This window comes from Enterobacter cloacae complex sp. 677-3DZ2D5B (assembly GCF_004136695.1).
Classification (GTDB): domain Bacteria; phylum Pseudomonadota; class Gammaproteobacteria; order Enterobacterales; family Enterobacteriaceae; genus Enterobacter; species Enterobacter hormaechei_C.
Genome location: NZ_QFLS01000002.1, coordinates 48564 through 74223, shown reverse-complemented (window position 1 = coordinate 74223; position 25660 = coordinate 48564). Strand labels below are relative to the sequence as shown.

Genomic DNA, 25660 nt, shown 5'->3' with positions numbered 1-25660 from the left:
TGAAGGTTGTGAGAAAAAGTGCGGGGTGAAACAGGAGATTAGCCTCGCCCCCGGGCTAGCGGGAGCGAGGAAGACGTTTTATCAGGAGCGTTTTAGCAGCATCCAGAGGCTGATCAGGAAGAAACTGGCGCTCGGCAACAGCGCGCCGATAATTGGCGGAATGCCATACACCAGTGTCAGCGGACCGAAAATCTGATCGAGGACGTAGAACACGAAACCAAAGCTGATACCAGTTACCACGCGGACCCCCATCGGCACGCTACGTAGCGGTCCAAAGATGAACGACAGCGCCATTAGCATCATCACCGCCACGGACAGTGGCTGGAAGATTTTGCTCCACATGTTGAGCTGGTAACGCCCCGCATCCTGTCCGCTCGATTTCAGATACTTCACGTAGTTATGCAGACCGCTGATGGAGAGCGCATCGGGATCGAGCGCTACCACGCCAAGCTTGTCCGGCGTCAGGTTGGTTTTCCAGGTACCGCTTACGGTCTGCGAACCGGTGATCTGTTTCGGGTTCGTCAGGTCAGATTCATCAACCTGGGATAACCGCCACAGCTTGTTGTTCGCATCAAATTTAGCGGAGGCGGCATAACGCACCGACTGCAAACGACGATCGTTGTTGAAGGCGTAGATGCTCACGCCGCCCAGTTCATCGTCCCCTTTCACGCGTTCGATATAGACGAAGTTCTGACCATCTTTCGCCCATAACCCCTGCTGCGTGGAGAGCAGCGAACCACCGTACATAGCCTGAGCACGGTAGTTACGCGCCATCTGTTCGCCCTGCGGCGCGACCCATTCGCCAATCGCCATGGTCAACAGCACCAGCGGGATCGCGGTTTTCATTACCGACAGCGCAACCTGCATACGGGTAAAGCCAGATGCCTGCATCACCACCAGCTCGCTACGCTGAGCCAGCATCCCCAGGCCCAGCAACGCCCCCAGCAGGGCCGCCATCGGGAAGAAGATCTGCACATCTTTTGGTACGCTGAGCAGGGTGTACATCCCGGCACCCAACGCATCGTAACTCCCCTGCCCGGCTTTTTTCAGCTGGTCGACAAATTTGATAATGCCCGAGAGCGACACCAGCATGAACAGGGTCATCATGATGGTGGTGAAAATCGTTTTACCGATATAGCGGTCAAGTACGCCAAACGCCTGCATTAGATGGCTCCTTTACGCGTAAACCGGGCACGAAGACGACGCACAGGCACCGTGTCCCACAAGTTGAGTCCGACTGCCAGCAGCAGATACAAACCATTCACGACCCAGGTCCAGATCATCGGGTCAATTTTTCCTTTCCCGCCGTTAGACTTGATTGAGGTTTGCAGCAGGAAGAACACCAGATACAGCAGCATCGCTGGCAGCATCGACAGCACGCGGCCCTGGCGCGGGTTCACCACACTCAGCGGAACCACCATCAGCGCCATCATAAATACGGTGAATACCAGCGTGATACGCCAGTGCAGTTCAGCACGCGCACGATCGGTATCGGTATTCATTAAGGTGCGCATATCCATCTGCTCAGTATCCGTTGGATCGAGCGCGACGGCCTGATGACCAATGATGGCCTGGTAGTTCTGGAAATCGGTAATACGGAAGTCGCGAAGCATAGCCGTGCCTTCGAAACGCGTTCCTTTGTTCAGCGTGACAACCTGAGAGCCGTCTTTACGCTGAGACAGCTGACCGGAGTCCGCCACCACCACAGAAGGCCGAGCGTTACCTTTCGGGCGCAGTTGAGCAAGAAACACGTCATTGAAGCGGTTGCCATCGACGCTTTCGATAAACAGCACGGAGTTACCGTCGGTCGCCTGCTGGAACTGCCCCTGCGCCAGCGCCGCCAGCCCCGGGTTAGCTTTTGCTTCCGCCAGCACCTCATCCTGATGACGAGAGGAGGTCGGCCCCGCCCACATGACGTTAACCGCGGCAACAATGCCCGTAAACAGTGCCAGCACCATGGCTGCTTTTACCAGTACGGCTTTACTGAGGCCGCAGGCATGCATCACGGTGATTTCACTTTCGGTATAGAGCTTACCCAGGGTCATCAGCAGACCAAGGAACAGGCTTAACGGCAGGATAAGCTGCGCCATTTCCGGCACGCCAAGCCCGAGCAGGGAAAGCACCAGATTCGTTGGGATTTCGCCATCAACCGCCGCGCCGAGGATCCTGACCAGCTTCTGACAGAAAAAGATCAGAAGGAGGATAAAGAGGATCGCCAGTTGGCTCTTCAGCGTCTCCCGAACCAGATATCTTATGATTATCACTTTAAATACGCCCGTTAAAACTCGTCTTATGCAGGAATTTAGCTTGTTTCATGGCTTAAACGTCATTTATTCTCTTGAGTCGTCGAAATCATCGCTAAGATTAAAAAACCCGGCGGATTCGCGCTTCATGACATTTATTGACGTGTCGAAACCGTAGTAACGTAAGATTAACACGAAGTCACCACAACGGCGGACATGAGTTACGAAAGGTTTCAATTCTATCCGTAGCCGCCGCCGTTGTCTTTAAGATTCAGGAGCGTAGTGCATGGAGTTCAGTGTAAAAAGCGGTAGCCCGGAGAAACAGCGGAGTGCCTGCATCGTTGTGGGCGTCTTTGAACCACGCCGACTCTCCCCGATCGCCGAGCAACTCGATAAAATCAGCGACGGCTATATCAGCGCCCTGCTGCGCCGTGGCGAACTGGAAGGCAAACCAGGGCAGACCTTGTTGCTGCACCATGTTCCGAACGTCCTGTCCGAGCGTATTCTGCTGATTGGCTGTGGTAAAGAACGTGAGCTTGATGAGCGCCAGTACAAGCAGGTTATTCAGAAAACCATTAATACACTGAATGATACTGGTTCGATGGAAGCCGTCTGCTTCCTGACGGAGCTGCACGTTAAGGGCCGCAACACGTACTGGAAGGTGCGCCAGGCCGTCGAAACCGCAAAAGAGAGCCTCTACAGCTTTGATCAGCTGAAGACCACCAAAAGCGAGCCGCGTCGCCCGCTGCGTAAAATGGTCTTTAACGTGCCAACCCGTCGCGAGCTGACCAGCGGCGAGCGCGCCATTCAGCACGGTCTGGCCATTGCCGCCGGTATCAAAGCGGCAAAAGATCTTGGCAATATGCCGCCAAACATCTGTAACGCCGCGTACCTGGCGTCTCAGGCGCGCCAGCTGGCTGACGCCTACAGCAAGAACGTTATCACCCGCGTTATCGGCGAACAGCAGATGAAAGAGCTGGGGATGCACTCTTATCTGGCGGTCGGTAACGGCTCCCAGAACGAATCCCTGATGTCAGTCATTGAGTACAAGGGCAATCCGTCTGAAGATGCGCGTCCGATCGTGCTCGTCGGTAAAGGGCTGACCTTCGACTCAGGCGGTATCTCCATCAAGCCTTCAGAAGGCATGGATGAGATGAAGTACGACATGTGCGGCGCGGCGGCGGTTTACGGCGTTATGCGCATGGTCGCGGAACTTCAGTTGCCCATCAACGTGATCGGCGTGCTGGCGGGCTGCGAAAACATGCCTGGCGGCCGCGCTTATCGTCCTGGTGATGTGCTGACCACCATGTCCGGCCAGACCGTTGAGGTGCTGAACACCGACGCCGAAGGCCGTCTGGTACTGTGCGACGTGCTGACCTACGTTGAGCGTTTCGAACCTGAAGCGGTGATTGACGTGGCTACACTGACCGGCGCCTGCGTGATTGCGCTGGGGCATCACATCACCGGCCTGATGTCGAACCACAACCCGCTGGCGCATGAACTGATCGGCGCGTCCGAACAGGCCGGCGACCGCGCGTGGCGTCTGCCGCTGGGGGACGAGTTCCAGGAACAACTGGAGTCTAACTTCGCAGACATGGCAAACATCGGCGGTCGTCCTGGCGGGGCGATTACCGCGGGCTGCTTCCTGGCGCGCTTTACCCGCAAGTACAACTGGGCGCACCTGGACATCGCGGGGACCGCATGGCGCTCCGGTAAAGCCAAAGGCGCGACCGGACGTCCGGTGGCGCTGCTGTCGCAGTTCCTGCTCAATCGTGCGGGTTTTAACGGCGACGAGTAATGATAAACGCCGGGTGGCGCTACGCTTACCCGGCTTTGCATTTAAATCCACGACAAGAAACCCCATATATGAAGAATGCAACGTTCTACCTTCTGGACAATGACACCCATCAGGATGGCCTCAGCGCCGTTGAACAGCTGGTGTGTGAAATTGCCGCAGAACGTTGGCGCGCAGGTAAACGCGTCCTGATTGCCTGTGAAGATGAGCAGCAAGCGATTCGCCTGGATGAAGCGCTATGGGCGCGCCCGCCGGAGAGTTTTGTTCCGCATAACCTGTCGGGCGAAGGTCCACGCGGTGGGGCACCGGTGGAGATTGCCTGGCCGCAAAAACGCAACAGCAGCGCGCGCGACATTCTCATTAGCCTGCGGACAGACTTTGCAGATTTTGCCACCGCTTTCACAGAAGTGGTAGACTTTGTCCCTTACGAAGAATCTTTGAAACAACTGGCGCGCGAACGCTACAAAGCGTACCGCCTGGCCGGTTTTAACCTGAATACGGCAACCTGGAAATAATGGAAAAGACATATAACCCACGCGATATCGAACAGCCGCTTTACGAGCACTGGGAACAGCAGGGCTATTTCAAGCCTAACGGCGACGAAAGCAAAGAGTCCTTCTGCATCATGATCCCGCCGCCGAACGTCACCGGCAGTTTGCATATGGGGCATGCTTTCCAGCAGACCATCATGGACACCATGATCCGCTACCAGCGCATGCAGGGCAAAAACACCCTGTGGCAGGCGGGGACTGACCACGCGGGTATCGCGACCCAGATGGTGGTTGAGCGTAAAATTGCCGCTGAAGAGGGTAAAACCCGCCACGACTACGGTCGCGACGCGTTCATCGACAAAATCTGGCAGTGGAAGGCAGAATCCGGCGGCACCATTACCCGTCAGATGCGCCGCCTCGGCAACTCCGTGGACTGGGAGCGCGAGCGCTTCACCATGGACGAAGGCCTGTCCAACGCCGTGAAAGAAGTCTTCGTCCGTCTGTACAAAGAAGACCTGATTTACCGCGGCAAACGCCTGGTCAACTGGGACCCGAAACTGCGTACCGCCATCTCTGACCTGGAAGTGGAAAACCGCGAGTCTAAAGGCTCCATGTGGCACATCCGCTATCCGCTGGCAGACGGTGCGAAAACCGCCGACGGTAAAGATTACCTGGTGGTGGCGACCACCCGTCCGGAAACCCTGCTGGGCGATACCGGCGTGGCCGTTAACCCGGAAGATCCGCGTTATAAAGATTTGATCGGCAAATTCGTGGTGCTGCCGCTGGTGAACCGCCGTATTCCGATTGTGGGCGACGAACACGCCGACATGGAAAAAGGCACCGGCTGCGTGAAAATCACCCCAGCGCATGACTTCAACGACTATGAAGTCGGTCGTCGTCATCAACTTCCGATGATCAACATTCTGACCTTCGACGGCGATATCCGCGAAAGCGCAGAAGTGTATGACACCAAAGGCAACGAGTCCGACGTTTATTCCAGCGACATCCCGGCTGAGTTCCAGAAGCTGGAGCGCTTTGCCGCGCGTAAAGCCATCGTAGCCGCCGTTGACGCGCTCGGCCTGCTGGAAGAGATTAAGCCTCACGATCTGACCGTGCCGTACGGCGACCGTGGCGGCGTAGTTATCGAGCCAATGCTGACCGACCAGTGGTACGTGCGTGCCGACGTGCTGGCGAAACCGGCTGTGGAAGCGGTTGAGAACGGCAGCATTCAGTTCGTGCCGAAGCAGTACGAAAACATGTACTTCTCCTGGATGCGCGATATTCAGGACTGGTGTATTTCCCGTCAGCTGTGGTGGGGTCACCGTATCCCGGCGTGGTACGACAACGAAGGCAATGTCTACGTTGGCCGCACCGAAGAGGAAGTGCGTCAGGAAAACAACCTGGGCGCTGACATTGCCCTGCGCCAGGATGAAGACGTGCTGGATACCTGGTTCTCCTCCGCGCTGTGGACCTTCTCTACCCTCGGCTGGCCGGAAAACACCGACGCGCTGCGTCAGTTCCACCCAACCAGCGTGATGGTCTCCGGCTTCGACATCATCTTCTTCTGGATCGCCCGCATGATCATGATGACCATGCACTTCATCAAAGACGAAGACGGCAAGCCGCAGGTTCCGTTCCATACCGTTTACATGACCGGCCTGATCCGCGACGACGAAGGCCAGAAGATGTCCAAATCCAAGGGTAACGTTATCGACCCGCTGGATATGGTAGACGGTATCTCTCTGGAAGAGCTGCTGGAAAAACGTACCGGCAATATGATGCAGCCGCAGCTGGCGGAGAAAATCCGCAAGCGTACCGAGAAGCAGTTCCCGAACGGGATCGAATCTCACGGTACCGACGCCCTGCGCTTCACCCTGGCGGCGCTGGCCTCCACCGGCCGTGACATCAACTGGGATATGAAGCGTCTGGAAGGTTACCGTAACTTCTGTAACAAGCTGTGGAACGCCAGCCGCTTCGTGCTGATGAACACCGAAGATCAGGATTGCGGCTTTAACGGCGGCGAAATGACCCTGTCTCTGGCAGACCGCTGGATCCTGGCGGAATTTAACCAGACGGTTAAAGCATTCCGCGACGCGCTGGACAGCTACCGCTTCGACATCGCGGCAGGCATCCTGTACGAATTCACCTGGAACCAGTTCTGCGACTGGTACCTGGAGCTGGCGAAGCCGGTCATGAACGGTGGTTCTGAAGCGGAACTGCGCGGCACGCGTAATACGTTGATTACCGTTCTGGAAGGTCTGCTGCGCCTTGCGCACCCGATCATTCCATTCATCACCGAAACCATCTGGCAGCGCGTGAAGGTGATTGCCGGTATTAATGCCGATACCATCATGCTCCAGCCGTTCCCGGCATTCGATGCCGCGAAAGTGGATGAAGCCGCGTCTGCGGATACCGAGTGGCTGAAACAGGCGATCGTTGCGGTACGTAACATCCGCGCGGAAATGAACATCTCTCCGGGTAAACCACTGGAGCTGCTGCTGCGCGGTTGCAGCGAAGCTGCCGTTCGTCGCGTCACCGAGAACAACACATTCCTGAAAACCATGGCGCGTCTGGAAAGCATCACCGTGCTGCCTGCCGATGACAAAGGTCCGGTTTCCGTGACCAAAATCATCGACGGCGCGGAGCTGCTGATCCCGATGGCGGGCCTGATCGACAAAGACGCGGAGCTGGCGCGTCTGGCGAAAGAAGTGGCGAAAGTCGACGTGGAAATTGGCAAAATCGAAAGCAAACTGGCGAACGAGGGCTTTGTGGCCCGCGCGCCGGAAGCGGTCATCGCCAAAGAGCGTGAGCGTCTGGTTGCCTTCGCCGATGCGAAGACCAAACTGATCGAGCAGCAGGCGGTTATCGCAGCCCTGTAATGCTTTTACCCCTTACGCTTCAGGGCGTAAGGGGTATCCTTCCTGAAAACTCCTCGCTTGCACTCCCCTTTCTGCGGTGCTATTAACAGCAGTTGTGTGTCAATTTTTGTCATGAGTAATGCTATGAGCGTGATTACCCCCGTCGCGACGACAATGCGTCGGATCACTGAGCAGGACAACCCGGCTATCGCCGCCGTTATCCGCACGGTTTCTGCCGAATATGGCCTGACCGCCGACAAAGGCTACACCGTGGCCGACCCCAATCTGGACGAACTTTTTCAGCTGTACAGCCAGCCGGGTCATGCCTACTGGGTCATTGAACAGGACGGCCAGGTCGTGGGCGGCGGCGGCATTGCCCCACTGCTTTGCAGCGAGCCGGATATCTGTGAACTTCAGAAAATGTATTTCCTGCCAACGATACGCGGACAAGGCCTGGCGAAAAAGCTGGCGCTGGTCGCCCTGGAACATGCACGCTCACAGGGCTTTAAACGTTGCTACCTCGAAACCACCGCTTTCCTTAAAGAGGCCATTGGCCTGTATGAGCATCTGGGCTTTGAGCATATCGATGCGCCACTGGGCTGCACGGGCCACGTGGACTGCGAAGTCAGGATGCTGAAAAGTCTGTAAGTTTCGTTCCTGCCGTCTTCTGTTAAGCGTCTGTAAACTGAATGCTCTACACTCACAGTTCACACCAAAACAGGGGAAACGCGATGTCGAAGATAAAAAGCTACGCCGCACCGCAGGCGGGTGCAGAACTTGAGCTGTACGAGTACGATGCGGGCGAACTAAAAGCGGAAGACGTCGAAGTACAGGTTGATTACTGCGGGATCTGCCACTCGGATCTCTCGATGATCGACAATGAATGGGGCTTTTCCAGCTATCCGCTGGTTGCCGGGCACGAAGTCATTGGCCGCGTCGTGGCGCTCGGCAGCGCCGCGCAGGACAAAGGGCTGAAAGTGGGCCAGCGCGTGGGTATCGGCTGGACGGCACGCAGCTGCGGTCACTGCGATGCCTGTATCAGCGGCAACCAGATCAACTGCCTTGAGGGCGCAACGCCGACCATCCTTAACAAGGGCGGTTTCGCCGATAAGCTGCGCGCCGACTGGCAATGGGTTATCCCGCTGCCGGACAGCATTGATATCGAATCCGCCGGTCCGCTGCTGTGTGGCGGCATCACCGTCTTTAAGCCCCTGCTGATGCATCACATCACCGCCACCAGCCGCGTGGGCGTGATCGGTATTGGCGGGCTGGGGCATATTGCCATCAAGCTGCTGCACGCGATGGGCTGTGAAGTCACGGCGTTCAGCTCTAACCCGGCGAAAGAGCAGGAAGTGCTGGCCATGGGTGCGGATAAAGTGGTGAACAGTCGCGACCCGCAGGCGCTCACCGCCCTGGCAGGCCAGTTTGACCTGATCATCAACACGGTAAACGTCGATCTCGACTGGCAGCCGTACTTTGAAGCGCTGGCCTACGGCGGTAACTTCCACACCGTGGGTGCGGTGATGAAGCCGCTGCCGGTTCCGGCGTTTACCCTGATCGGCGGGGATCGCAGCGTGTCAGGCTCCGCGACCGGTACACCGTACGAGCTGCGCAAGCTGATGAAGTTTGCCGGACGCACAAAAGTGGCACCCACCACCGAGCTGTACCCGATGTCAAAAATCAACGAAGCGATCCAGCACGTGCGCGACGGCAAAGCCCGCTACCGCGTGGTGTTGAAAGCGGATTTTTGATGTGACATTGCCGGGGAATGTGCGGCCTGATGCCCTCACCCCAACCCTCTCCCTCAAGGGAGAGGGGGCCGTCTGTGCAGGCATTATTTTGTGGGGATCCCTCAGCTCACAGGGAGAGGGCGCAAACACTAAAAACGGTAACGGTTGTTACCGTTTTGCATCTACCATGGTCTTAAAAACTTCCGCCACCGCGACTGCCCCCGGATCCATCACCCCGTCCAGATTCTCTTTATTCACATACGACGAGCGTCCCGCGCCGGCTTTCGCCATTTTTGCCGTTGCTTCGGCGCCCTGCTGCGCGGCCTGCGCTGCCGCCTGAATATTGCCTTTCTGTAACGCCTCCAGCGCCGGTTGCAGCGCATCGATCAGCGTACGATCGCCGAGATCCGCGCCGCCATACTGCTTCATCTGCGCAAGTCCGCTCAGCAAGGCTTCAGGTAGCGGCTGTCCATCGTGAAGCTTTTGTCCTGCCGCCGTGAAGAAGATCGACATCAACACCCCACTCGATCCGCCCATCACCGTTGCCAGCCGCTCGCCTACCAGCAGGAGTAATGTCGGCACGTCGTTAAGGGGCAGGTTGTTCTCCTCAAGTCGCTGCGCAATATCCCGCGCCCCTTGCGCAAAAGTGGAGCCCGTGTCGCCATCGCCTACTTTGGCATCCAGCGCGTTAAGGCGGTTTTCCAGCTGAATCAATGTTTTCGTTACCGAGGCGACGGCCTCGCTCACCTCCGTATTGTCCGACGGGGCATATTCCACGCGATCATGAAGGGCGCTATGTGGGACGGTACGCAGGGGCGCGAACGCCACGGGCTTCTGCCAGCCCAGCGTCTCGACCTCGGCGTGAATCGCCTTCTCGAAGAAATCGTTGAGCTTTAGCAGCGTTAACGAAAAGCCTTTCATATCCAGCGCACTCACCAGCGGCGCCGGGCCAATCAGATACGCAATGTTCTCTTTCAGCGCCGAGTGCGCCAGCTCTTTGGTCAGCAGCGCCATCTCCAACGCCGATACGCCACCAAGATTGTTAATCAGCACCGCAAAACGCCCTTCCCCCGCCTGCGCGCGTAACGGCGTCACCAGCGTGTCGATAATGGCTTTGCTGTTTTGCGTATCCACGACGGAAGCTCCCGGCTCGCCGTGAATGCCCAAACCCAGCTCGACATGGCCTTGTTTAATGCGCCCCCCTTCATCATCGCTGCCCGGCAGGTTGCACGTTTGCATCGCCACGCCCAGGCTCCAGAGGTTATCGCAGGCCTGTTGCGCAATATCCCGCACGTCGTTTAGCGATTTCCCCTGCTCTGCCGCATATCCCGCAATTTTATGCACCAGCGCCGTTCCCGCGATACCACGCGGCTGCTTGTTATCCGGCAGGGCGATATCATCCGCCACGATAACCATCTCGACCTTAAGGCCGTAGCGTTTGGCTTTTTCCGCCGCCAGGCCAAAGTTAAGCCGGTCGCCGGTGTAGTTTTTCACAATCAGCAGGCAGCCACGGTCGCCCGTCACCGCCACAATGGCATTGAGGACCGCATCCACGCTTGGGGAGGCGAACAGATCGCCACACACCGCTGCGGTAAGCATGCCTTTGCCGACGAACCCGGCATGTGCCGGTTCATGGCCGGAGCCGCCACCGGAGATCACCGCCACGCGACTTTTATCCCAGTCGCCGCGAGCCACCACGCGGATGGCCGGATCGATATCCAGTTTGACGAGATTACCGTGCGGCGCGGAGAGAAGTATGCCTTCAATGGCATCGTTGACAAGCTGTTTGCGGTCGTTAAAAAAGAATCTGGACATAGTTTCCCAAAATTTTGTTTACCGTATGCAAAAGCATAGTCCGCACTGGATAATGCGCCGCAAAGTGAGGAATTTACGCAGACATTTTGCCGTCAGGTTGCCTATACTCCACCCAGGACTACGAGAGGACGTGCATCATGAGTACACCATTGCTAATCGCCAGGACGCTGGAAAAAGAGCTGTTTTTACTGCCCGCGATGGCGAACCGTCATGGCCTGATCACCGGCGCGACCGGGACGGGAAAAACCGTTACCCTGCAAAAGCTGGCTGAGTCGTTGTCAGAGACTGGCGTGCCGGTTTTTATGGCTGACGTGAAGGGCGATTTAACTGGGGTGGCTCAGGAAGGTGCAGCGTCAGAAAAACTGCTTGAGCGCCTGAAAAATATCGGTATCACGGACTGGACGCCGCACGGTAATCCGGTGGTGGTCTGGGATATCTTCGGCGAAAAAGGGCATCCGGTGCGTGCCACCGTCTCCGACCTCGGCCCGCTGCTGCTGGCTCGTCTGCTTAACCTCAACGACGTGCAGTCCGGGGTACTGAACATTATCTTCCGTATCGCCGACGATCAGGGGCTACTGCTGCTCGACTTCAAAGATCTGCGCGCCATCACCCAGTACATTGGCGATAACGCCAAATCCTTCCAGAACCAGTACGGCAATATTAGCAGCGCCTCAGTGGGCGCCATTCAGCGCGGGCTCCTGACGCTGGAGCAACAGGGCGCCGAACACTTCTTCGGCGAGCCAATGCTGGATATCAAAGACTGGATGCGTACCGACAGCAGCGGCAAAGGCATCATCAACATTCTGAGCGCAGAGAAGCTCTACCAGATGCCGAAGCTTTACGCCGCCAGCCTGCTGTGGATGCTCTCTGAACTGTACGAACAACTGCCGGAAGCAGGCGATCTGGAAAAACCCAAACTGGTGTTCTTCTTTGACGAAGCGCACCTGTTGTTTAACGACGCGCCGCAGGTGCTGCTGGATAAAATTGAACAGGTTATCCGCCTGATCCGCTCCAAAGGCGTCGGGGTCTGGTTTGTGTCGCAAAACCCGTCGGATATTCCGGACAACGTACTGGGGCAGTTGGGTAACCGCGTGCAGCACGCCCTGCGCGCCTTTACGCCGAAAGATCAGAAAGCGGTGAAAGCCGCGGCGCAAACCATGCGTGTCAATCCGGCCTTTGATACCGAAACCGCCATTCAGGCGCTGGGCATCGGTGAAGCGCTGATTTCGTTTCTCGATGCAAAAGGTAGCCCGACAGTTGTCGAGCGCGCGATGGTGATTGCGCCCTGCTCGCGCATGGGTCCGGTAACGGACGATGAACGCAACAGCCTGATTAACCACTCCCCGGTGTACGGAAAGTATGAAGACGAGGTGGATCGCGAATCGGCGTTCGAGATGCTGCAAAAAGGGGTGCAGGCGACTGCCGAATCGCAGGATGCGCCTGCCGCAAAAGGGCAATCTGTTGCCGTGGACGACGGCATTCTCGGCGGGCTGAAAGATATTCTGTTCGGCAGCACCGGGCCACGCGGCGGCAAACGCGATGGCGTGGTTCAGACCATGGCAAAAAGCGCGACGCGTCAGATTACCAACCAGATAGTACGCGGCATGCTGGGAAGTCTGCTAGGCGGCCGTCGCCGGTAGCGTGGGAACCCACGGGCGGCCAAGCGCCGACCCCTGTACGCCGTTCTCCTGTAGATAGCGGTTGATTTCCAGCATCCCCGTCCAGCGGTTCTCACACCATAGCGGTGCCAGAAGCGTTGGACGGCGGGCGCTTGCCGAGATGCGGTGGTAAACAATCTCCGGCGGCGTATGGCGAATCATTTCCCCCGCAGTCACCGTATAGTCGTCGAGTTCGATACCACATAACCGCCCCGCTTCCCAGGCTTTCGCCATTATGCTGCCCTTCACGATATGCAGCGGATGCAGCTTAATGCCATCCACGCCGGTCTCAACGACTTTTTCCAGCGTTTCCAGCCCGTGCTGCTGCCCTTCTCCCGGCAAGCCGACAATCAGATGCGAGCAGACTTTTAATCCACGCTCGCGGGCGAGACGCGTGGTGCGCTGATAGCAGGCGAAATCATGCCCGCGATTGATACGGTGCAGGGTTTTGTCATGCGCGGTCTGCAAGCCCAGCTCCAGCCAGATCTCGTAGCCCTTCTCTTTGTACTCGCTAAGTAAATCCAGCACGGCGTCCGGCACGCAGTCCGGACGCGTCCCCACGCACAGCCCGACAATGTTCGCTTGAGCAACCGCCTGCTGATACATCGAGCGCAGCACCTGCACCTCCGCCCACGTGCTGGTATAGGCCTGGAAATAGGCCAGATACTGCTTCGCGCGGTTCACCAGACTCGCCTGATGGGCGAGCTGTTCAGCGATAGATTTATGCTGCTGGGCCTCGTCAGCAAACGAGGCCACGTTACAGAAGGTGCAGCCACCACGCCCGATGGTGCCATCGCGGTTCGGGCAGCTAAAGCCGCCGTGCAGCGTCAGTTTGTGAACCTTTTGTCCGTAGCGCTGCAAAAGATCCCCACCAAACATATTGACTAATTTCTGTAACTGCATAATCTGATAGACCGTCCCGAAGAAAGGGGACAAGCCTGCCATTTTTAGCCTCTGTCGGCGATGACCTGGATCAATCGCCCTGGACGGCCTTTATCTATATGAATAAATACTCAGGATTACTGCAATTTCATTCACGCCGCATGTGATTACTTTTCCTTATGTTCTGATTGTTTTTTTCATTTATAGCGCCATCACTGAAAAACAGTGTGTTTATGCGGGATTGCGGCCAATGCCAGATTATTGTTCTGCTATAAAACCGCTATTCAGCACGCTACATGGATAATACCGCTTTCATATAGTGAGTCAGATCACACTCCGCTGCGCTCTTTCAGGGCAATCAATCAATGTAAAATTAGTTAAATAACCTTAAAATACAGGTAGATAAACTCTCTTTAGCACATTTTTGTATAAATAAGATTGCCATTTGACCTGTGTACCAATTCCCGATAAGTTGGAAATCCGCTGGAAGCTTTCTGGATGAGCGGCCTGCTCATCATATTTATGCAGTAATTGAGATTCCCTCTGAAGCAAGTCCTCAAACTTGTTTACCTGCGCGAAAGGATGAAAAAGAGGGCGAATGCGAGGTCCGCGTATGAAACGCAAACCCCGTCGCCATGCTCTTTCTGTGCCTGTGCGCCACGGTAAAGTTCAGTGGGAAGCCCGACGAGCCTGGGGAGGTTCACTGATATGTTGTACGATAAATCCCTTGAGAAGGATAACTGTGGTTTCGGCCTGATCGCCCACATAGAAGGCGAACCTAGCCACAAGGTAGTGCGTACTGCTATTCACGCACTGGCCCGTATGCAGCACCGTGGCGCCATCCTTGCCGATGGTAAAACCGGCGACGGTTGCGGCCTGCTGCTGCAAAAACCGGATCGTTTCTTCCGCATCGTGGCGGAAGAGCGCGGCTGGCGTTTAGCCAAAAACTACGCTGTCGGTATGCTGTTCCTGAATCAGGATCCAGAAAAAGCTGCCGCGTCACGCCGCATCGTTGAAGAAGAACTTCAGCGTGAAACCCTGTCGATTGTCGGCTGGCGCGATGTGCCAACCAACGAAGGGGTGCTCGGTGAAATCGCCCTCTCCTCGCTGCCTCGTATTGAACAGATTTTCGTCAACGCGCCTGCGGGCTGGCGTCCGCGTGATATGGAACGCCGTCTGTTTATCGCACGCCGCCGCATTGAAAAACGTCTTCAGGACGATAAAGAGTTCTACGTCTGTAGCCTCTCTAACCTGGTGAACATCTATAAAGGTCTGTGTATGCCGGCTGACCTGCCGCGCTTCTACCTGGACCTGGCGGACCTGCGTCTGGAATCGGCCATTTGCCTGTTCCACCAGCGCTTCTCCACCAACACCGTTCCACGCTGGCCGCTGGCTCAGCCGTTCCGCTACCTGGCGCACAACGGTGAGATCAACACCATTACCGGCAACCGCCAGTGGGCCCGCGCCCGTACCTATAAGTTCCAGACCCCGCTGATCCCGGACCTGCACGATGCCGCACCGTTCGTCAACGAAACCGGCTCGGACTCCAGCTCCATGGATAACATGCTGGAGCTGCTGCTGGCGGGCGGGATGGATATCGTGCGCGCCATGCGTCTGCTCGTGCCACCGGCCTGGCAGAACAACCCGGATATGGACCCTGAGCTGCGCGCGTTCTTCGACTTTAACTCCATGCACATGGAGCCGTGGGACGGCCCGGCGGGCATCGTGATGTCCGACGGTCGTTTTGCCGCCTGTAACCTGGACCGTAACGGTCTGCGTCCGGCGCGCTACGTTATCACCAAAGACAAGCTCATCACCTGCGCCTCTGAAGTCGGCATCTGGGATTACCAGCCTGACGAAGTGGTCGAAAAAGGCCGCGTCGGTCCGGGCGAGCTGATGGTGATCGACACCCGCGGTGGGCGTATTCTGCATTCCGCCGAAACCGACAACGATCTGAAGAGCCGCCATCCGTACAAAGAGTGGATGGAGAAAAACGTGCGTCGTCTGGTGCCGTTTGAAGATCTGTCGGACGAAGAAGTGGGCAGCCGCGAGCTGGACGATGACACCCTCGCGAGCTTCCAGAAGCAGTTTAACTACAGCGCGGAAGAACTGGACTCGGTTATTCGCGTTCTCGGCGAAAACGGCCAGGAAGCGGTCGGCTCAATGGGTGACGATACCCCGTTTGCCGTGCTTTCCAGCCAGCCACGCATTATTTACGACTATTTCCGTCAGCAGTTTGCGCAGGTCACTAACCCGCCAATAGACCCGCTGCGCGAAGCCCACGTCATGTCGCTGGCCACCAGCATCGGCCGTGAGATGAACGTATTCTGTGAAGCCGAAGGCCAGGCGCACCGTCTGACCTTTAAATCACCGATCCTGTTGTACTCCGATTTCAAACAGCTCACCACCATGACCGAGGAGCACTATCGCGCCGACACGCTCGATATCACCTTCGACGTGACCGAAAAGAGCCTCGAAGAGACGGTGAACGCGCTGTGCGACAAAGCCGAGCAGATGGTACGTAACGGCACCGTTCTGCTGGTGCTGTCTGACCGCAACATCGCGAAAAACCGTCTGCCGGTGCCTGCCCCCATGGCGGTGGGGGCTATCCAGACGCGTCTGGTGGACAAGAGCCTGCGCTGCGATGCCAACATCATCGTTGAAACCGCGAGCGCGCGCGACCCGCACCACTTTGCGGTGCTGTTAGGCTTTGGCGCCACGGCGATTTATCCGTACCTGGCCTACGAAACGCTGGCACGCCTGGTAGATACCCGCGCGATCGACAAAGACTACCGTGCTGTGATGCTGAACTACCGTAACGGCATCAACAAAGGTCTGTACAAGATCATGTCCAAAATGGGCATCTCGACCATCGCCTCTTACCGCTGCTCGAAGCTGTTTGAAGCGGTCGGCCTGCATAACGAGGTCGCCAACCTCTGCTTCCAGGGCGTGGTCAGCCGTATCGGTGGCGCTGGTTTTGCTGACTTCCAGCAGGATCTGGTTAACCTGTCGAAACGCGCCTGGCTGGCACGTAAGCCGCTGGAACAGGGCGGCCTGCTGAAATATGTCCACGGGGGTGAGTATCACGCTTATAACCCGGACGTAGTGCGCACGCTGCAACAGGCGGTGCAGAGCGGCGAGTACAGCGATTATCAGCAGTATGCTGAGCTGGTGAACAACCGTCCCGCGGCGACGCTGCGCGATCTCATTGCCCTCAATCCGGGTGAGGAAGCGGTCAGCATTGCCGAGGTTGAACCCGCGTCTGAGCTGTTCAAACGCTTCGATACCGCGGCGATGTCCATCGGCGCGCTGAGCCCGGAAGCCCACGAAGCGCTGGCGGAAGCCATGAACAGCATCGGCGGCAACTCCAACTCCGGCGAAGGCGGTGAAGATCCGGCCCGCTACGGCACCAACAAAGTGTCCCGTATCAAGCAGGTGGCGTCCGGTCGCTTTGGCGTAACGCCTGCGTACCTGGTTAACGCCGACGTGATCCAGATTAAGGTCGCTCAGGGGGCAAAACCGGGTGAAGGCGGTCAACTGCCGGGTGATAAAGTCACCCCGTACATCGCTAAGCTTCGCTACTCGGTGCCAGGCGTGACGCTGATCTCCCCGCCGCCGCACCACGATATTTACTCTATCGAAGATCTGGCGCAGCTGATTTTCGACCTGAAACAGGTCAACCCGAAAGCGATGATCTCCGTGAAGCTGGTTTCCGAACCGGGCGTTGGCACCATTGCCACCGGCGTGGCGAAAGCCTATGCGGATCTGATCACCATCGCCGGTTACGACGGCGGCACCGGCGCAAGCCCGCTCTCCTCCGTGAAATATGCGGGCTGTCCGTGGGAGCTCGGCCTGGTGGAAACCCAGCAGGCGCTGGTCGCTAACGGCCTGCGTCACAAGATCCGTTTGCAGGTGGACGGTGGGCTGAAAACCGGCCTCGACATCATCAAAGCGGCGATTCTGGGAGCGGAAAGCTTCGGCTTTGGTACCGGCCCAATGGTTGCGCTCGGCTGTAAATACCTGCGTATTTGCCACCTGAACAACTGTGCAACGGGCGTTGCTACCCAGGACGAAAAGCTGCGTAAGAACCACTATCACGGCCTGCCGTTCAAAGTGACTAACTACTTTGACTTCATCGCCCGTGAAACCCGCGAGTTGATGGCGCAGCTGGGCGTGAAGCGTCTGGTGGATCTGATTGGCCGTACCGACCTGCTGAAAGAGCTTGAGGGCTTCACGGCCAAGCAGCAGAAGCTGGAGCTGTCCAAGCTGCTGGAAACCGCTCAGCCGCATCCTGGCAAAGCGGTTTACTGTACCGAGAACAACCCGCCGTTCGATAACGGCGTGCTGAACGCACAGCTGCTGCAACAGGCGAAGCCGTATGTGGATGAGAAGCAGAGCAAAACGTTCTGGTTTGATATCCGCAACACCGACCGTTCCGTGGGTGCGTCTCTCTCCGGTTACATCGCGCAAACGCACGGTGATCAGGGTCTGGCGTCGGATCCGATTACCGCGCATTTCAGCGGTACCGCGGGTCAGAGCTTCGGCGTGTGGAACGCGGGTGGCGTTGAGTTATACCTGACCGGTGATGCCAACGACTACGTCGGAAAAGGCATGGCGGGCGGTCTGCTGGCGGTGCGTCCTCCGGTTGGTTCAGCCTTCCGCAGCCATGAAGCAAGCATCATCGGCAATACCTGTCTGTACGGTGCAACCGGCGGTCGTCTCTTTGCCGCGGGCCGTGCGGGCGAGCGTTTTGCGGTGCGTAACTCCGGCGCCATCACCGTGGTGGAAGGCATCGGCGATAACGGCTGTGAATACATGACGGGCGGAATAGTGTGCGTCCTGGGTAAAACCGGCGTGAACTTTGGCGCGGGCATGACGGGCGGTTTTGCCTACGTCCTGGATGAAGACGGTGAGTTCCGCAAACGCGTGAACCCTGAGCTGGTGGAAGTGCTGGACGTTGATACTCTGGCCATCCACGAAGAACACCTGCGCGGCTTAATTACCGAACACGTGCAGCATACCGGTTCTTCGCGCGGCGAAGAGATCCTGGCCAACTGGCCGGCGTTCTCTGCGAAATTCGCGCTGGTTAAGCCGAAGTCCAGCGATGTTAAAGCCCTGTTGGGTCACCGTAGTCGTAGCGCAGCAGAGCTGCGCGTGCAGGCGCAGTAAGGAATTCAGATGAGCCAGAACGTTTACCAGTTTATCGACCTTCAGCGTGTTGATCCGCCAAAGAAACCGCTGAAGATCCGTAAAATTGAATTTGTTGAAATCTATGAGCCGTTTTCAGAAGGCCAGGCCAAAGCACAGGCAGACCGCTGCCTGTCCTGCGGTAACCCTTACTGCGAATGGAAGTGTCCGGTCCATAACTACATCCCGAACTGGCTGAAGCTGGCCAACGAAGGGCGTATTTTTGAAGCCGCCGAGCTGTCTCATCAGACCAACACCCTGCCGGAAGTGTGCGGCCGCGTGTGCCCTCAGGATCGTCTGTGTGAAGGCTCCTGTACGCTGAACGACGAGTTTGGCGCGGTGACCATCGGCAACATCGAACGCTATATCAACGATAAAGCGTTCGAGATGGGCTGGCGTCCGGATATGACCGGTGTGCGTCAAACCGACAAGCGCGTGGCGATTATCGGCGCGGGCCCGGCAGGCCTGGCCTGTGCGGACGTGCTGACCCGTAACGGCGTGAAGGCGGTGGTCTTCGATCGCCACCCAGAGATTGGCGGCCTGCTGACCTTCGGTATCCCGGCCTTCAAGCTGGAGAAAGAGGTCATGACCCGCCGCCGCGAAATCTTCACCGGCATGGGCATTGAGTTCAAACTCAACACCGAAGTGGGCCGCGACGTACAGCTCGACGACCTGCTGAAAGATTACGACGCCGTGTTCCTGGGCGTGGGAACCTATCAGTCCATGCGCGGTGGTCTGGAGAACGAAGATGCGCCAGGCGTGTACGACGCGCTGCCGTTCCTGATTGCGAATACCAAACAGCTAATGGGCTACGGCGAGACCGCCGATGAGCCGTTCGTCAGTATGGAAGGCAAACGCGTGGTGGTGCTGGGCGGCGGTGATACCGCGATGGACTGCGTGCGTACCTCCATTCGTCAGAATGCGGCGCATGTCATCTGTGCCTACCGTCGTGACGAAGAGAACATGCCGGGTTCTAAACGCGAAGTGAAAAACGCGCGTGAAGAGGGCGTCGAGTTCCAGTTCAACATTCAGCCTCTGGGTATTGAAGTGAATGCCAATGGTAAAGTGAGCGGCGTGAAGATGGCGCGCACGGAGATGGGTGCGCCAGATGCGAAAGGCCGTCGTCGCGCGGAGATCGTGGCCGGTTCTGAACACGTGATCCCGGCTGACGCCGTGGTGATGGCGTTTGGTTTCCGTCCTCACAGCATGGAGTGGCTGGCGAAGCACAGCGTAGAGCTGGACTCTCAGGGCCGCATCATTGCGCCAGAAGGCAGCGACAACGCGTTCCAGACCAGCAACCCGAAAATCTTCGCCGGTGGCGACATCGTTCGTGGCTCTGACCTGGTGGTCACGGCGATTGCCGAAGGTCGTAAAGCGGCTGATGGGATCATGAACTTCCTCGAAGTGTAAATAATAATGCCCGGCAATGCCGGGCATTATTTTTATATTCTGCCAGTTTCTGAATATTACAGATACTTGATGGTAAACGTTGCCTGACCATCCATGTTGGTATCATCAGTAATAGCCAGCGTATTGGTATCCTGAATCGCAGCAGAAACCGCCATCGGAATGACCAGGTTTTTAAACGCAACTGGCGCGGTGCTGCCAACTGTAGCAACGGATACAATCTGGCTACCGTCATTAACCATCAGTGTGCCGTTATCAGACCAGCTGGTGCCGTTGTCTGCGCTGTAGATCGCCCCAACAGTGGCACCATCAGCAGTAATCGTGTCGTTTTTCACGAAAATGGTGTAGTTACCGATGTTAACGTTTCCTGCGGTCTTATTCAGACCAAACATATTGAGCGGCTGAATAATATCGTTACCGTTACCCGCACCATCTTTAACCATAATGTTTGGCGCAGTACCAGTACGGTCGTCAGAAACGCTAAAGCCCGCTTTGGTCAGCGCAGGGCAGGTAATAGAAAGAGAGAAATCTTTCTGGCCCAGCTGGTTAATAGCAGTGGTGTTCAGGGCTGACAGGTGGATCGTACCGTAATCTACCACGCCACCGCCGCTGATTTCAGGGATGCAACTGCTATTTGTCAGAACGCCTGTGACTTTCAGTACGGCGGTGTCTGCGGCAAAGGCAGAAGATACAAACATGACAAGCATAGAAGCCAATACAACATTTTTCATTTGTTAATTCTTAACGTTAATGTAAATGTTCTTTCTGCTTTTAATAAAGTGGGCTACTCTCGCTATTAAAAACAGAATTTTCTAAACAAAGAGGGAAGTTACTCCCTCTACATATTCAAACCTAAATAATCCGCTGTAAGCGTAAATGCTAATATAGCCTTACACAACGACAGAGCGGGATATTAATATCCAAATAACTTAAAGGTATTTCAGGGTAATTGTTGCCTGACCATCTAAAGATGTATCGTCAGTAATCGCCAGCGTATCGGTCCCCTGAATAGCCAGAGAGGTAACCAGTGGGAAAACCGCAGTGGTAAATGCAACAGGGGTCGTTGTGCCTGTGGTTGCGGCACTGATAATGGAGATACCGTCGCTGCGAACCGCACCGCCTGATTCCCATTTAGAGCCATTCCAGTCGACGTTTGAAAAAATTTCGTCGCCCTCTTGCCCATCAATGGTGACTTTCTTATTTTTGATGAAAAGCATATAGTTACCAATATTCACACCACCTGTGGTTTTACCTACGCCATACTGATAGTAAGAAATGTTTTGCATTGTGCCGTTGAAATCGACATTAATACCAGCCTTACTTGACTCGCGATCGTCATTCACAACCCAACCAACCTGAGTAGGCGCACCGCATGTAATCGTCAGGTTAATATCTTTGTCACCTAACTGGTTAACAGCTGTTGCAGAGAGCTCACCCAAATGGATAGTGCCATAATCTACGACACCGCCGTTACTTAACTGAGGAGTACAAGCGGCATTTGTCAGCTTACCTTTTACCTGCAATACTGCGGTATCAGCAGCAAATGCGGAAGCGACACAAAGAGACAACGCGGTAGCGAGAAGAACTTTTTTCATTTGTTAATCCTTAACATTATTGATTCACGGAAACCCAACCCAATCTTTTATTCATGTAAAGAATGGGTTGTATATTCCGCACTTACTAATTAAATGGCGTACCATTCGTGATAAAACAATCCTGCAACGCTTAAAGATAACGTTATTACGATATCATCACCACATTGCCTATGGATTATTTTGCAATATTTTCCAGCTTAAATCGCTTTCCAGCGTTGTTTGATCGGCATTATTACTGAATGCACTTTCATTAAGCACAGGGAATATCGTAGCTGTAAATGTCATCTGCTGGCCCGTAACGGCCTGGTTATTTTCAACCGCGACGACGGCTTCATTATTTCTTAAATAGAATGGCGAAGGCGACCCGCTTTCCGGCGTAAAGTTAAGCTGATCAACCGTTTTACCCACGGTATAGCTTTTGCCATCAACATTCATATCATCAATTTTAACTGCGACACCGCCATTCTGACCAAAACGGAAGCGACCTTTCTCTCCAGCATTACCCTGTAAAAGCACTGCCAGCTTCTGTTTGTCTGGACAAAACACATTCACGGTAACTTCCCGTTCCGGCAATTTATGCCAGCTTTGCTGAGACGTAACAATATCGTCACGCTTGAGCTGTTTATAATCTACTATGGGCTGAGAAAGCGTGATCTGACAATCTTCGGCAAGCGTCAAACCGGGTAAACAAAACGCCAGAAACGTCGCTACTTTGATTACGCGCTGAGTCTTCATTGGCATACTCCGTTTACTTCCTCATAGAACGCTTCGTCATCTTTTTTATCACTTAAGGTATAGTGAATCTGACAAAGCCGATTGTTATTGTCATCCATGGCATACAGCCCTTTCAGCTGATCGGCATCATTGATAAACACATGGCCGTCATCCACGCTGGTGACGATATAATTGCCCTTCTCATCAACAATGGATAACCCCTTCGCCAGTGGTGTACCATCCACGCTGGTGACGATATAATTGCCCTTCTCATCAACAATGGATAACCCCTTCGCCAGTGGTGTACCATCCGCTCTCTTCACCCGCAGCATCACGCGACGGCTATTCAGGATTTTAAAGCTGACTTCACTAACGGAAGCATGCCCTGCCGCAACGTATTTAATGCCGTTCGCCAGCGTCATGCTTGGCGGAAGTTTATTGGCATCAATTTCAATACGGGAGTTACGCCACTCATTCAGCCCCGGTACCACAGCCTGTCCCCAATGATCGGTCCAGATGGTGCCCTGCGGCGTTGAAATCTCTACGCCACTCTTCGGCTCGTTCAGCTTAGCGATGGCGAACGTATCTTTAATAGCGTACGGCGAGAAGGTCACGCCATCTTTATGCATTGCGATACCGCCCGTCAGCGTTGCGCTATAGTTGCGCTGGTTACTACCGCTGCTGCCCCCACCAACGCTCAACTGGGTATAGTGCAGGTTAGTGTTGATATTGCCGTTAAAGCTATTCTCATTCTCATCGTTATCACGATCCGCAGAGATATAATAATTGGTGTTATCGCCAATGGCGCCGCTGTTCGCGACACCATAGGTGGTTCTGTCACCCTGCTTGCGCATATAGCTGCTCAGGCTTTGCGAGCCGCCGAGTGGAATGCTCAGGTTGACGTAGAGCATATCGTCATCCTGCTCGTCATCAGTATTTCCGACGGCGCTCTGCCAGTTCACGGTGATGCTGGCATATTTAAAGGTTTTACCCCACGACAGCAGCAGGTAGCGGCTGTCCTCGTAGTTTGCGCTCTGGTTGTAGTTAAACCCTGCGCTAAACGTACCCGCAATCCCTGTCGCAAAACTTACGTTGCCGCTGTAAGTATTATCATTAGGCTGAAATTCATCATCCAGCGCATCGGCAAGCTCGCGGTAACCGCTGCTAAAATGCGTTGCGCTGGCGGAAAGGCTCACGTGTTCACCCAGCGTTAAATCGCTTTGCAGCTCGGTTTTGAGCCCGCTATTACTGTCGCCAAACTGCTCTTTACTTGCCGCAGCGGTAGTCGTGATGCCCCATATATCAGAGAGCATAAACTCCGCGCTGCCGCCCGCAGCCTGATACTTTTCTGCCACTGCGCCGGATGCCAGTACGTTCATCCATGGTGTGATACGCCAGCCGTCAGAGACGTTCGCGACCAGCGGATCGCTATAATCGCTGTCAATACTCCGTACCTGGCCCACAGACATGGTCAATCCCTGCGGACGCCCCAGCTTGCGGGTTCTGACTGCGGAAGCAGGCACAATGAAGTGGCTTGAAGAGCCATCTGATTCCACGACAGTCACGTCGAGATCGACGTTATTTCTGACAACTGGCATATCGTCCAGGGTAAACGGACCCGCCGGCACTAACGTACTGTAGACGAGACGACCACTCTGGCGCACCTCAACGCGCGCCTGCGAGGAACGGGCGATACCCGATACGCTTACGCCAGTCCCGTCCCTTTCCAGGCCGTTGGTGGGCATGAGCTGCACCCCCGTAATCGGCACGCCGCTTAATACACCGGACATGGCGTTAATTTCACCCACCTGCATGGTCAGGCGCTGGGGAACAAATACATGCTCCGCGTAGGTGTAAATGCTTTCCGCATTTTTATCGCCATCATCATCCGTCAGGATATAACGGCTGCGCACAGACCAGTCCATCGTATTAAAGCCAGCCTCCAGGCTAGCCTGCGAATAGCGGCTGTTATCGCTGTCGCCATATTCGTTACGGGTACTGAATAATGAGTAGTTCAGTAACCCCGCCGTGCCACCTTGCTGAAAGTGTTTAATATTGGAGGTTAAACTGTTAATTGCCTCCTGGGGTAAATAAAGCTCTACCGCGTCCTGGTTTGGTAATGCGTTGACAACCGCCTGCGCATAATCGCTGCGGATATCATGGCACGCTTCGCCAGCCTTGAGCGGGACAGGCATAATCCCGGCAAAATCCAGAAAATCTTTATCAATACAGAGCTCGCCGTCTTCATTAAAACGTGCAGCGGCCGTACCGCGATCTTTCCCATTCACTTTAACCTGTACAGAGTGTGTGCCGGGTAAGAATCGTGGCGCTTGTGCAAAGTAATGGTTTAAATCGGGGCTTAATCCACGTGACTGAATAATGCCCGTATCAAACGTCACTTCCCTCGCATACAAAGAGGGTGACGCGAGGACTACCAGAGGTAATGTGCCGCAAAGAATAGCGCGGACACAAAGTGCAAGGCGGCTTTTTTTACACACCGTCATATCCCTATTGAGTGTTATTTATTTAATTCTGAAACAAAGCTCGGTACTTCCACACCGTAGCGACTGGCCGGGAAAAATTTCACTTTATTATCGCCGCTCACCGTTTTCTTCAGAGTTGCGGTCATACTTTGGCCTGGTAAAATATACGTTTTAGGCAGCGTGCCTGCGGTGCCAGATGGCTGAGTCATAACGTTTTGTGCCAAACGCACAACGTATTTGCTGGGGTTTTTCACCGTAAGCGTTGTACCCGTTGCGTTCCATTCCAGGTACTTCCATGCATCGGTAACAACCGCCAGTTTCGCCGGACGGATAAGCACAGGCAAATCCTGACGAAGATTAAATCCGATCTTAATGTTCTTGTTATCGCTTTTCGGCGGAATACCCTCGAACGTCACACGTTTATAGTGCTCAGCCTCCAGCGGTTCTTTATTTTGTAAAATAAAACGAAGCTGCTGGGTCTGGCCAGGCTCCAGACGTACCACTGGTTGGGTGGAAATCAGTTTTAAACCCTGATCGTCCGGTAAATCAAGGACATTGGTATATAACAGAGCCGGAAAGCTGTCCGTATTTTTGACGTTGATCGTACCGCTGTGCGTTGCCTCATCAATTACCAGTAAACTGGTTTCAGGAACCATTCCTGCTGCATACGTCGAGAATTGAGCTGAAAACAGAGCGGCAGCAATAACGGACTTCAGTAAGGTTTTCTTTAAACAAGACATAATTATCACTCCTTTAATCCACAACACAACATTCCATGTTCACGTGTAGTTAGAAAGGAATA

17 protein-coding genes are annotated in these 25660 nt (G+C 55.3%); 8 read left to right on the top strand and 9 right to left on the bottom strand.

What is annotated here, in order from left to right:
* Positions 1–81: 81 nt before the first annotated feature.
* Positions 82–1164, bottom strand: coding sequence for an LPS export ABC transporter permease LptG (lptG, locus tag DD597_RS04755; RefSeq protein WP_001147540.1), 1083 nt, complete (start codon positions 1162–1164; stop codon positions 82–84).
* Entirely contained in the window at positions 1164–2264 is a 1101-nt protein-coding gene (lptF, locus tag DD597_RS04750; RefSeq protein ID WP_003861881.1) for an LPS export ABC transporter permease LptF, read from the bottom strand. The genes lptG and lptF overlap by 1 nt, the downstream gene beginning before the upstream one ends.
* A 265-nt stretch (positions 2265–2529) precedes the next feature.
* Here lptF and pepA point away from each other — a divergent pair, with 265 nt between their 5' ends.
* From pepA to DD597_RS04725, 5 genes are all read left to right on the top strand, one after another.
* The gene (gene pepA / locus DD597_RS04745; RefSeq protein ID WP_003861882.1) at positions 2530–4041 is read left to right on the top strand and encodes a leucyl aminopeptidase; all 1512 of its coding nucleotides are present in this window, start codon (positions 2530–2532) and stop codon (positions 4039–4041) included.
* Between the two features lie 68 nt (positions 4042–4109).
* Positions 4110–4553: a DNA polymerase III subunit chi gene (holC, locus tag DD597_RS04740; RefSeq protein ID WP_003861884.1), complete on the top strand. Its 444-nt coding sequence runs from the start codon at positions 4110–4112 to the stop codon at positions 4551–4553.
* On the top strand, positions 4553–7408 hold the full coding sequence (locus tag DD597_RS04735; protein ID WP_116290902.1) for a valine--tRNA ligase: 2856 nt from the start codon (positions 4553–4555) through the stop codon (positions 7406–7408). Before holC ends, DD597_RS04735 begins: the two co-directional genes overlap by 1 nt.
* A gap of 123 nt (positions 7409–7531) precedes the next feature.
* A complete protein-coding gene (locus tag DD597_RS04730) occupies positions 7532–8035 on the top strand; it encodes a GNAT family N-acetyltransferase (RefSeq protein WP_003861887.1) in 504 nt (167 codons plus the stop codon).
* Between the two features lie 83 nt (positions 8036–8118).
* Positions 8119–9138, top strand: coding sequence for an NAD(P)-dependent alcohol dehydrogenase (locus DD597_RS04725; protein ID WP_003861889.1), 1020 nt, complete (start codon positions 8119–8121; stop codon positions 9136–9138).
* 147 nt (positions 9139–9285) lie between these two features.
* Here DD597_RS04725 and DD597_RS04720 read toward each other — a convergent pair whose 3' ends face one another.
* Positions 9286–10932 (bottom strand): dihydroxyacetone kinase subunit DhaK, encoded by a 1647-nt coding sequence (locus tag DD597_RS04720; protein ID WP_022651917.1) that lies wholly within the window; start codon positions 10930–10932, stop codon positions 9286–9288.
* Positions 10933–11069: 137 nt separating this feature from the next.
* Here DD597_RS04720 and DD597_RS04715 point away from each other — a divergent pair, with 137 nt between their 5' ends.
* A complete protein-coding gene (locus DD597_RS04715; protein WP_129255983.1) occupies positions 11070–12572 on the top strand; it encodes a helicase HerA-like C-terminal domain-containing protein in 1503 nt (500 codons plus the stop codon).
* On the opposite strand, the gene DD597_RS04710 is transcribed toward DD597_RS04715, so the two are convergent.
* A complete protein-coding gene (locus DD597_RS04710; protein WP_114078569.1) occupies positions 12552–13493 on the bottom strand; it encodes a TIGR01212 family radical SAM protein in 942 nt (313 codons plus the stop codon). The genes DD597_RS04715 and DD597_RS04710 overlap by 21 nt on opposite strands.
* 687 nt (positions 13494–14180) lie before the next feature.
* Between DD597_RS04710 and gltB the strand changes: the two genes are divergently transcribed.
* Entirely contained in the window at positions 14181–18641 is a 4461-nt protein-coding gene (gene gltB, locus DD597_RS04705; RefSeq protein ID WP_129255982.1) for a glutamate synthase large subunit, read from the top strand.
* Between the two features lie 9 nt (positions 18642–18650).
* A complete protein-coding gene (gene gltD / locus DD597_RS04700) occupies positions 18651–20069 on the top strand; it encodes a glutamate synthase subunit GltD (RefSeq protein WP_017382721.1) in 1419 nt (472 codons plus the stop codon).
* Between the two features lie 56 nt (positions 20070–20125).
* Here gltD and DD597_RS04695 read toward each other — a convergent pair whose 3' ends face one another.
* The 5 genes from DD597_RS04695 to DD597_RS04675 form a co-directional block, all read right to left on the bottom strand.
* A complete protein-coding gene (locus DD597_RS04695; protein ID WP_045350321.1) occupies positions 20126–20797 on the bottom strand; it encodes a DUF1120 domain-containing protein in 672 nt (223 codons plus the stop codon).
* A gap of 198 nt (positions 20798–20995) precedes the next feature.
* On the bottom strand, positions 20996–21661 hold the full coding sequence (locus tag DD597_RS04690; protein ID WP_023323796.1) for a DUF1120 domain-containing protein: 666 nt from the start codon (positions 21659–21661) through the stop codon (positions 20996–20998).
* A 168-nt stretch (positions 21662–21829) separates the two neighbouring features.
* Positions 21830–22396: an outer membrane protein gene (locus DD597_RS04685; protein ID WP_023323797.1), complete on the bottom strand. Its 567-nt coding sequence runs from the start codon at positions 22394–22396 to the stop codon at positions 21830–21832.
* Positions 22393–24879, bottom strand: coding sequence for a fimbrial biogenesis outer membrane usher protein (locus tag DD597_RS04680; protein ID WP_129255981.1), 2487 nt, complete (start codon positions 24877–24879; stop codon positions 22393–22395). Before DD597_RS04680 ends, DD597_RS04685 begins: the two co-directional genes overlap by 4 nt.
* Before the next feature lie 14 nt (positions 24880–24893).
* Positions 24894–25598 (bottom strand): fimbria/pilus chaperone family protein, encoded by a 705-nt coding sequence (locus DD597_RS04675; RefSeq protein ID WP_023323799.1) that lies wholly within the window; start codon positions 25596–25598, stop codon positions 24894–24896.
* Between the last annotated feature and the right edge of the window lie 62 nt (positions 25599–25660).

Bases quoted from the DNA above. Each gene is read 5' to 3' on its own strand.
- lptG (WP_001147540.1), bottom strand. From the start codon at position 1,164: ATGCAGGCGTTTGGCGTACTTGACCGCTATATCGGTAAAACGATTTTC.
- pepA (WP_003861882.1), top strand. From the start codon at position 2,530: ATGGAGTTCAGTGTAAAAAGCGGTAGCCCGGAGAAACAGCGGAGTGCC.
- holC (WP_003861884.1), top strand. From the start codon at position 4,110: ATGAAGAATGCAACGTTCTACCTTCTGGACAATGACACCCATCAGGAT.
- DD597_RS04735 (WP_116290902.1), top strand. From the start codon at position 4,553: ATGGAAAAGACATATAACCCACGCGATATCGAACAGCCGCTTTACGAG.
- DD597_RS04730 (WP_003861887.1), top strand. From the start codon at position 7,532: ATGAGCGTGATTACCCCCGTCGCGACGACAATGCGTCGGATCACTGAG.
- DD597_RS04725 (WP_003861889.1), top strand. From the start codon at position 8,119: ATGTCGAAGATAAAAAGCTACGCCGCACCGCAGGCGGGTGCAGAACTT.
- DD597_RS04720 (WP_022651917.1), bottom strand. From the start codon at position 10,932: ATGTCCAGATTCTTTTTTAACGACCGCAAACAGCTTGTCAACGATGCC.
- DD597_RS04715 (WP_129255983.1), top strand. From the start codon at position 11,070: ATGAGTACACCATTGCTAATCGCCAGGACGCTGGAAAAAGAGCTGTTT.
- DD597_RS04710 (WP_114078569.1), bottom strand. From the start codon at position 13,493: ATGCAGTTACAGAAATTAGTCAATATGTTTGGTGGGGATCTTTTGCAG.
- gltB (WP_129255982.1), top strand. From the start codon at position 14,181: ATGTTGTACGATAAATCCCTTGAGAAGGATAACTGTGGTTTCGGCCTG.
- gltD (WP_017382721.1), top strand. From the start codon at position 18,651: ATGAGCCAGAACGTTTACCAGTTTATCGACCTTCAGCGTGTTGATCCG.
- DD597_RS04695 (WP_045350321.1), bottom strand. From the start codon at position 20,797: ATGAAAAATGTTGTATTGGCTTCTATGCTTGTCATGTTTGTATCTTCT.
- DD597_RS04690 (WP_023323796.1), bottom strand. From the start codon at position 21,661: ATGAAAAAAGTTCTTCTCGCTACCGCGTTGTCTCTTTGTGTCGCTTCC.
- DD597_RS04685 (WP_023323797.1), bottom strand. From the start codon at position 22,396: ATGAAGACTCAGCGCGTAATCAAAGTAGCGACGTTTCTGGCGTTTTGT.
- DD597_RS04680 (WP_129255981.1), bottom strand. From the start codon at position 24,879: ATGACGGTGTGTAAAAAAAGCCGCCTTGCACTTTGTGTCCGCGCTATT.
- DD597_RS04675 (WP_023323799.1), bottom strand. From the start codon at position 25,598: ATGTCTTGTTTAAAGAAAACCTTACTGAAGTCCGTTATTGCTGCCGCT.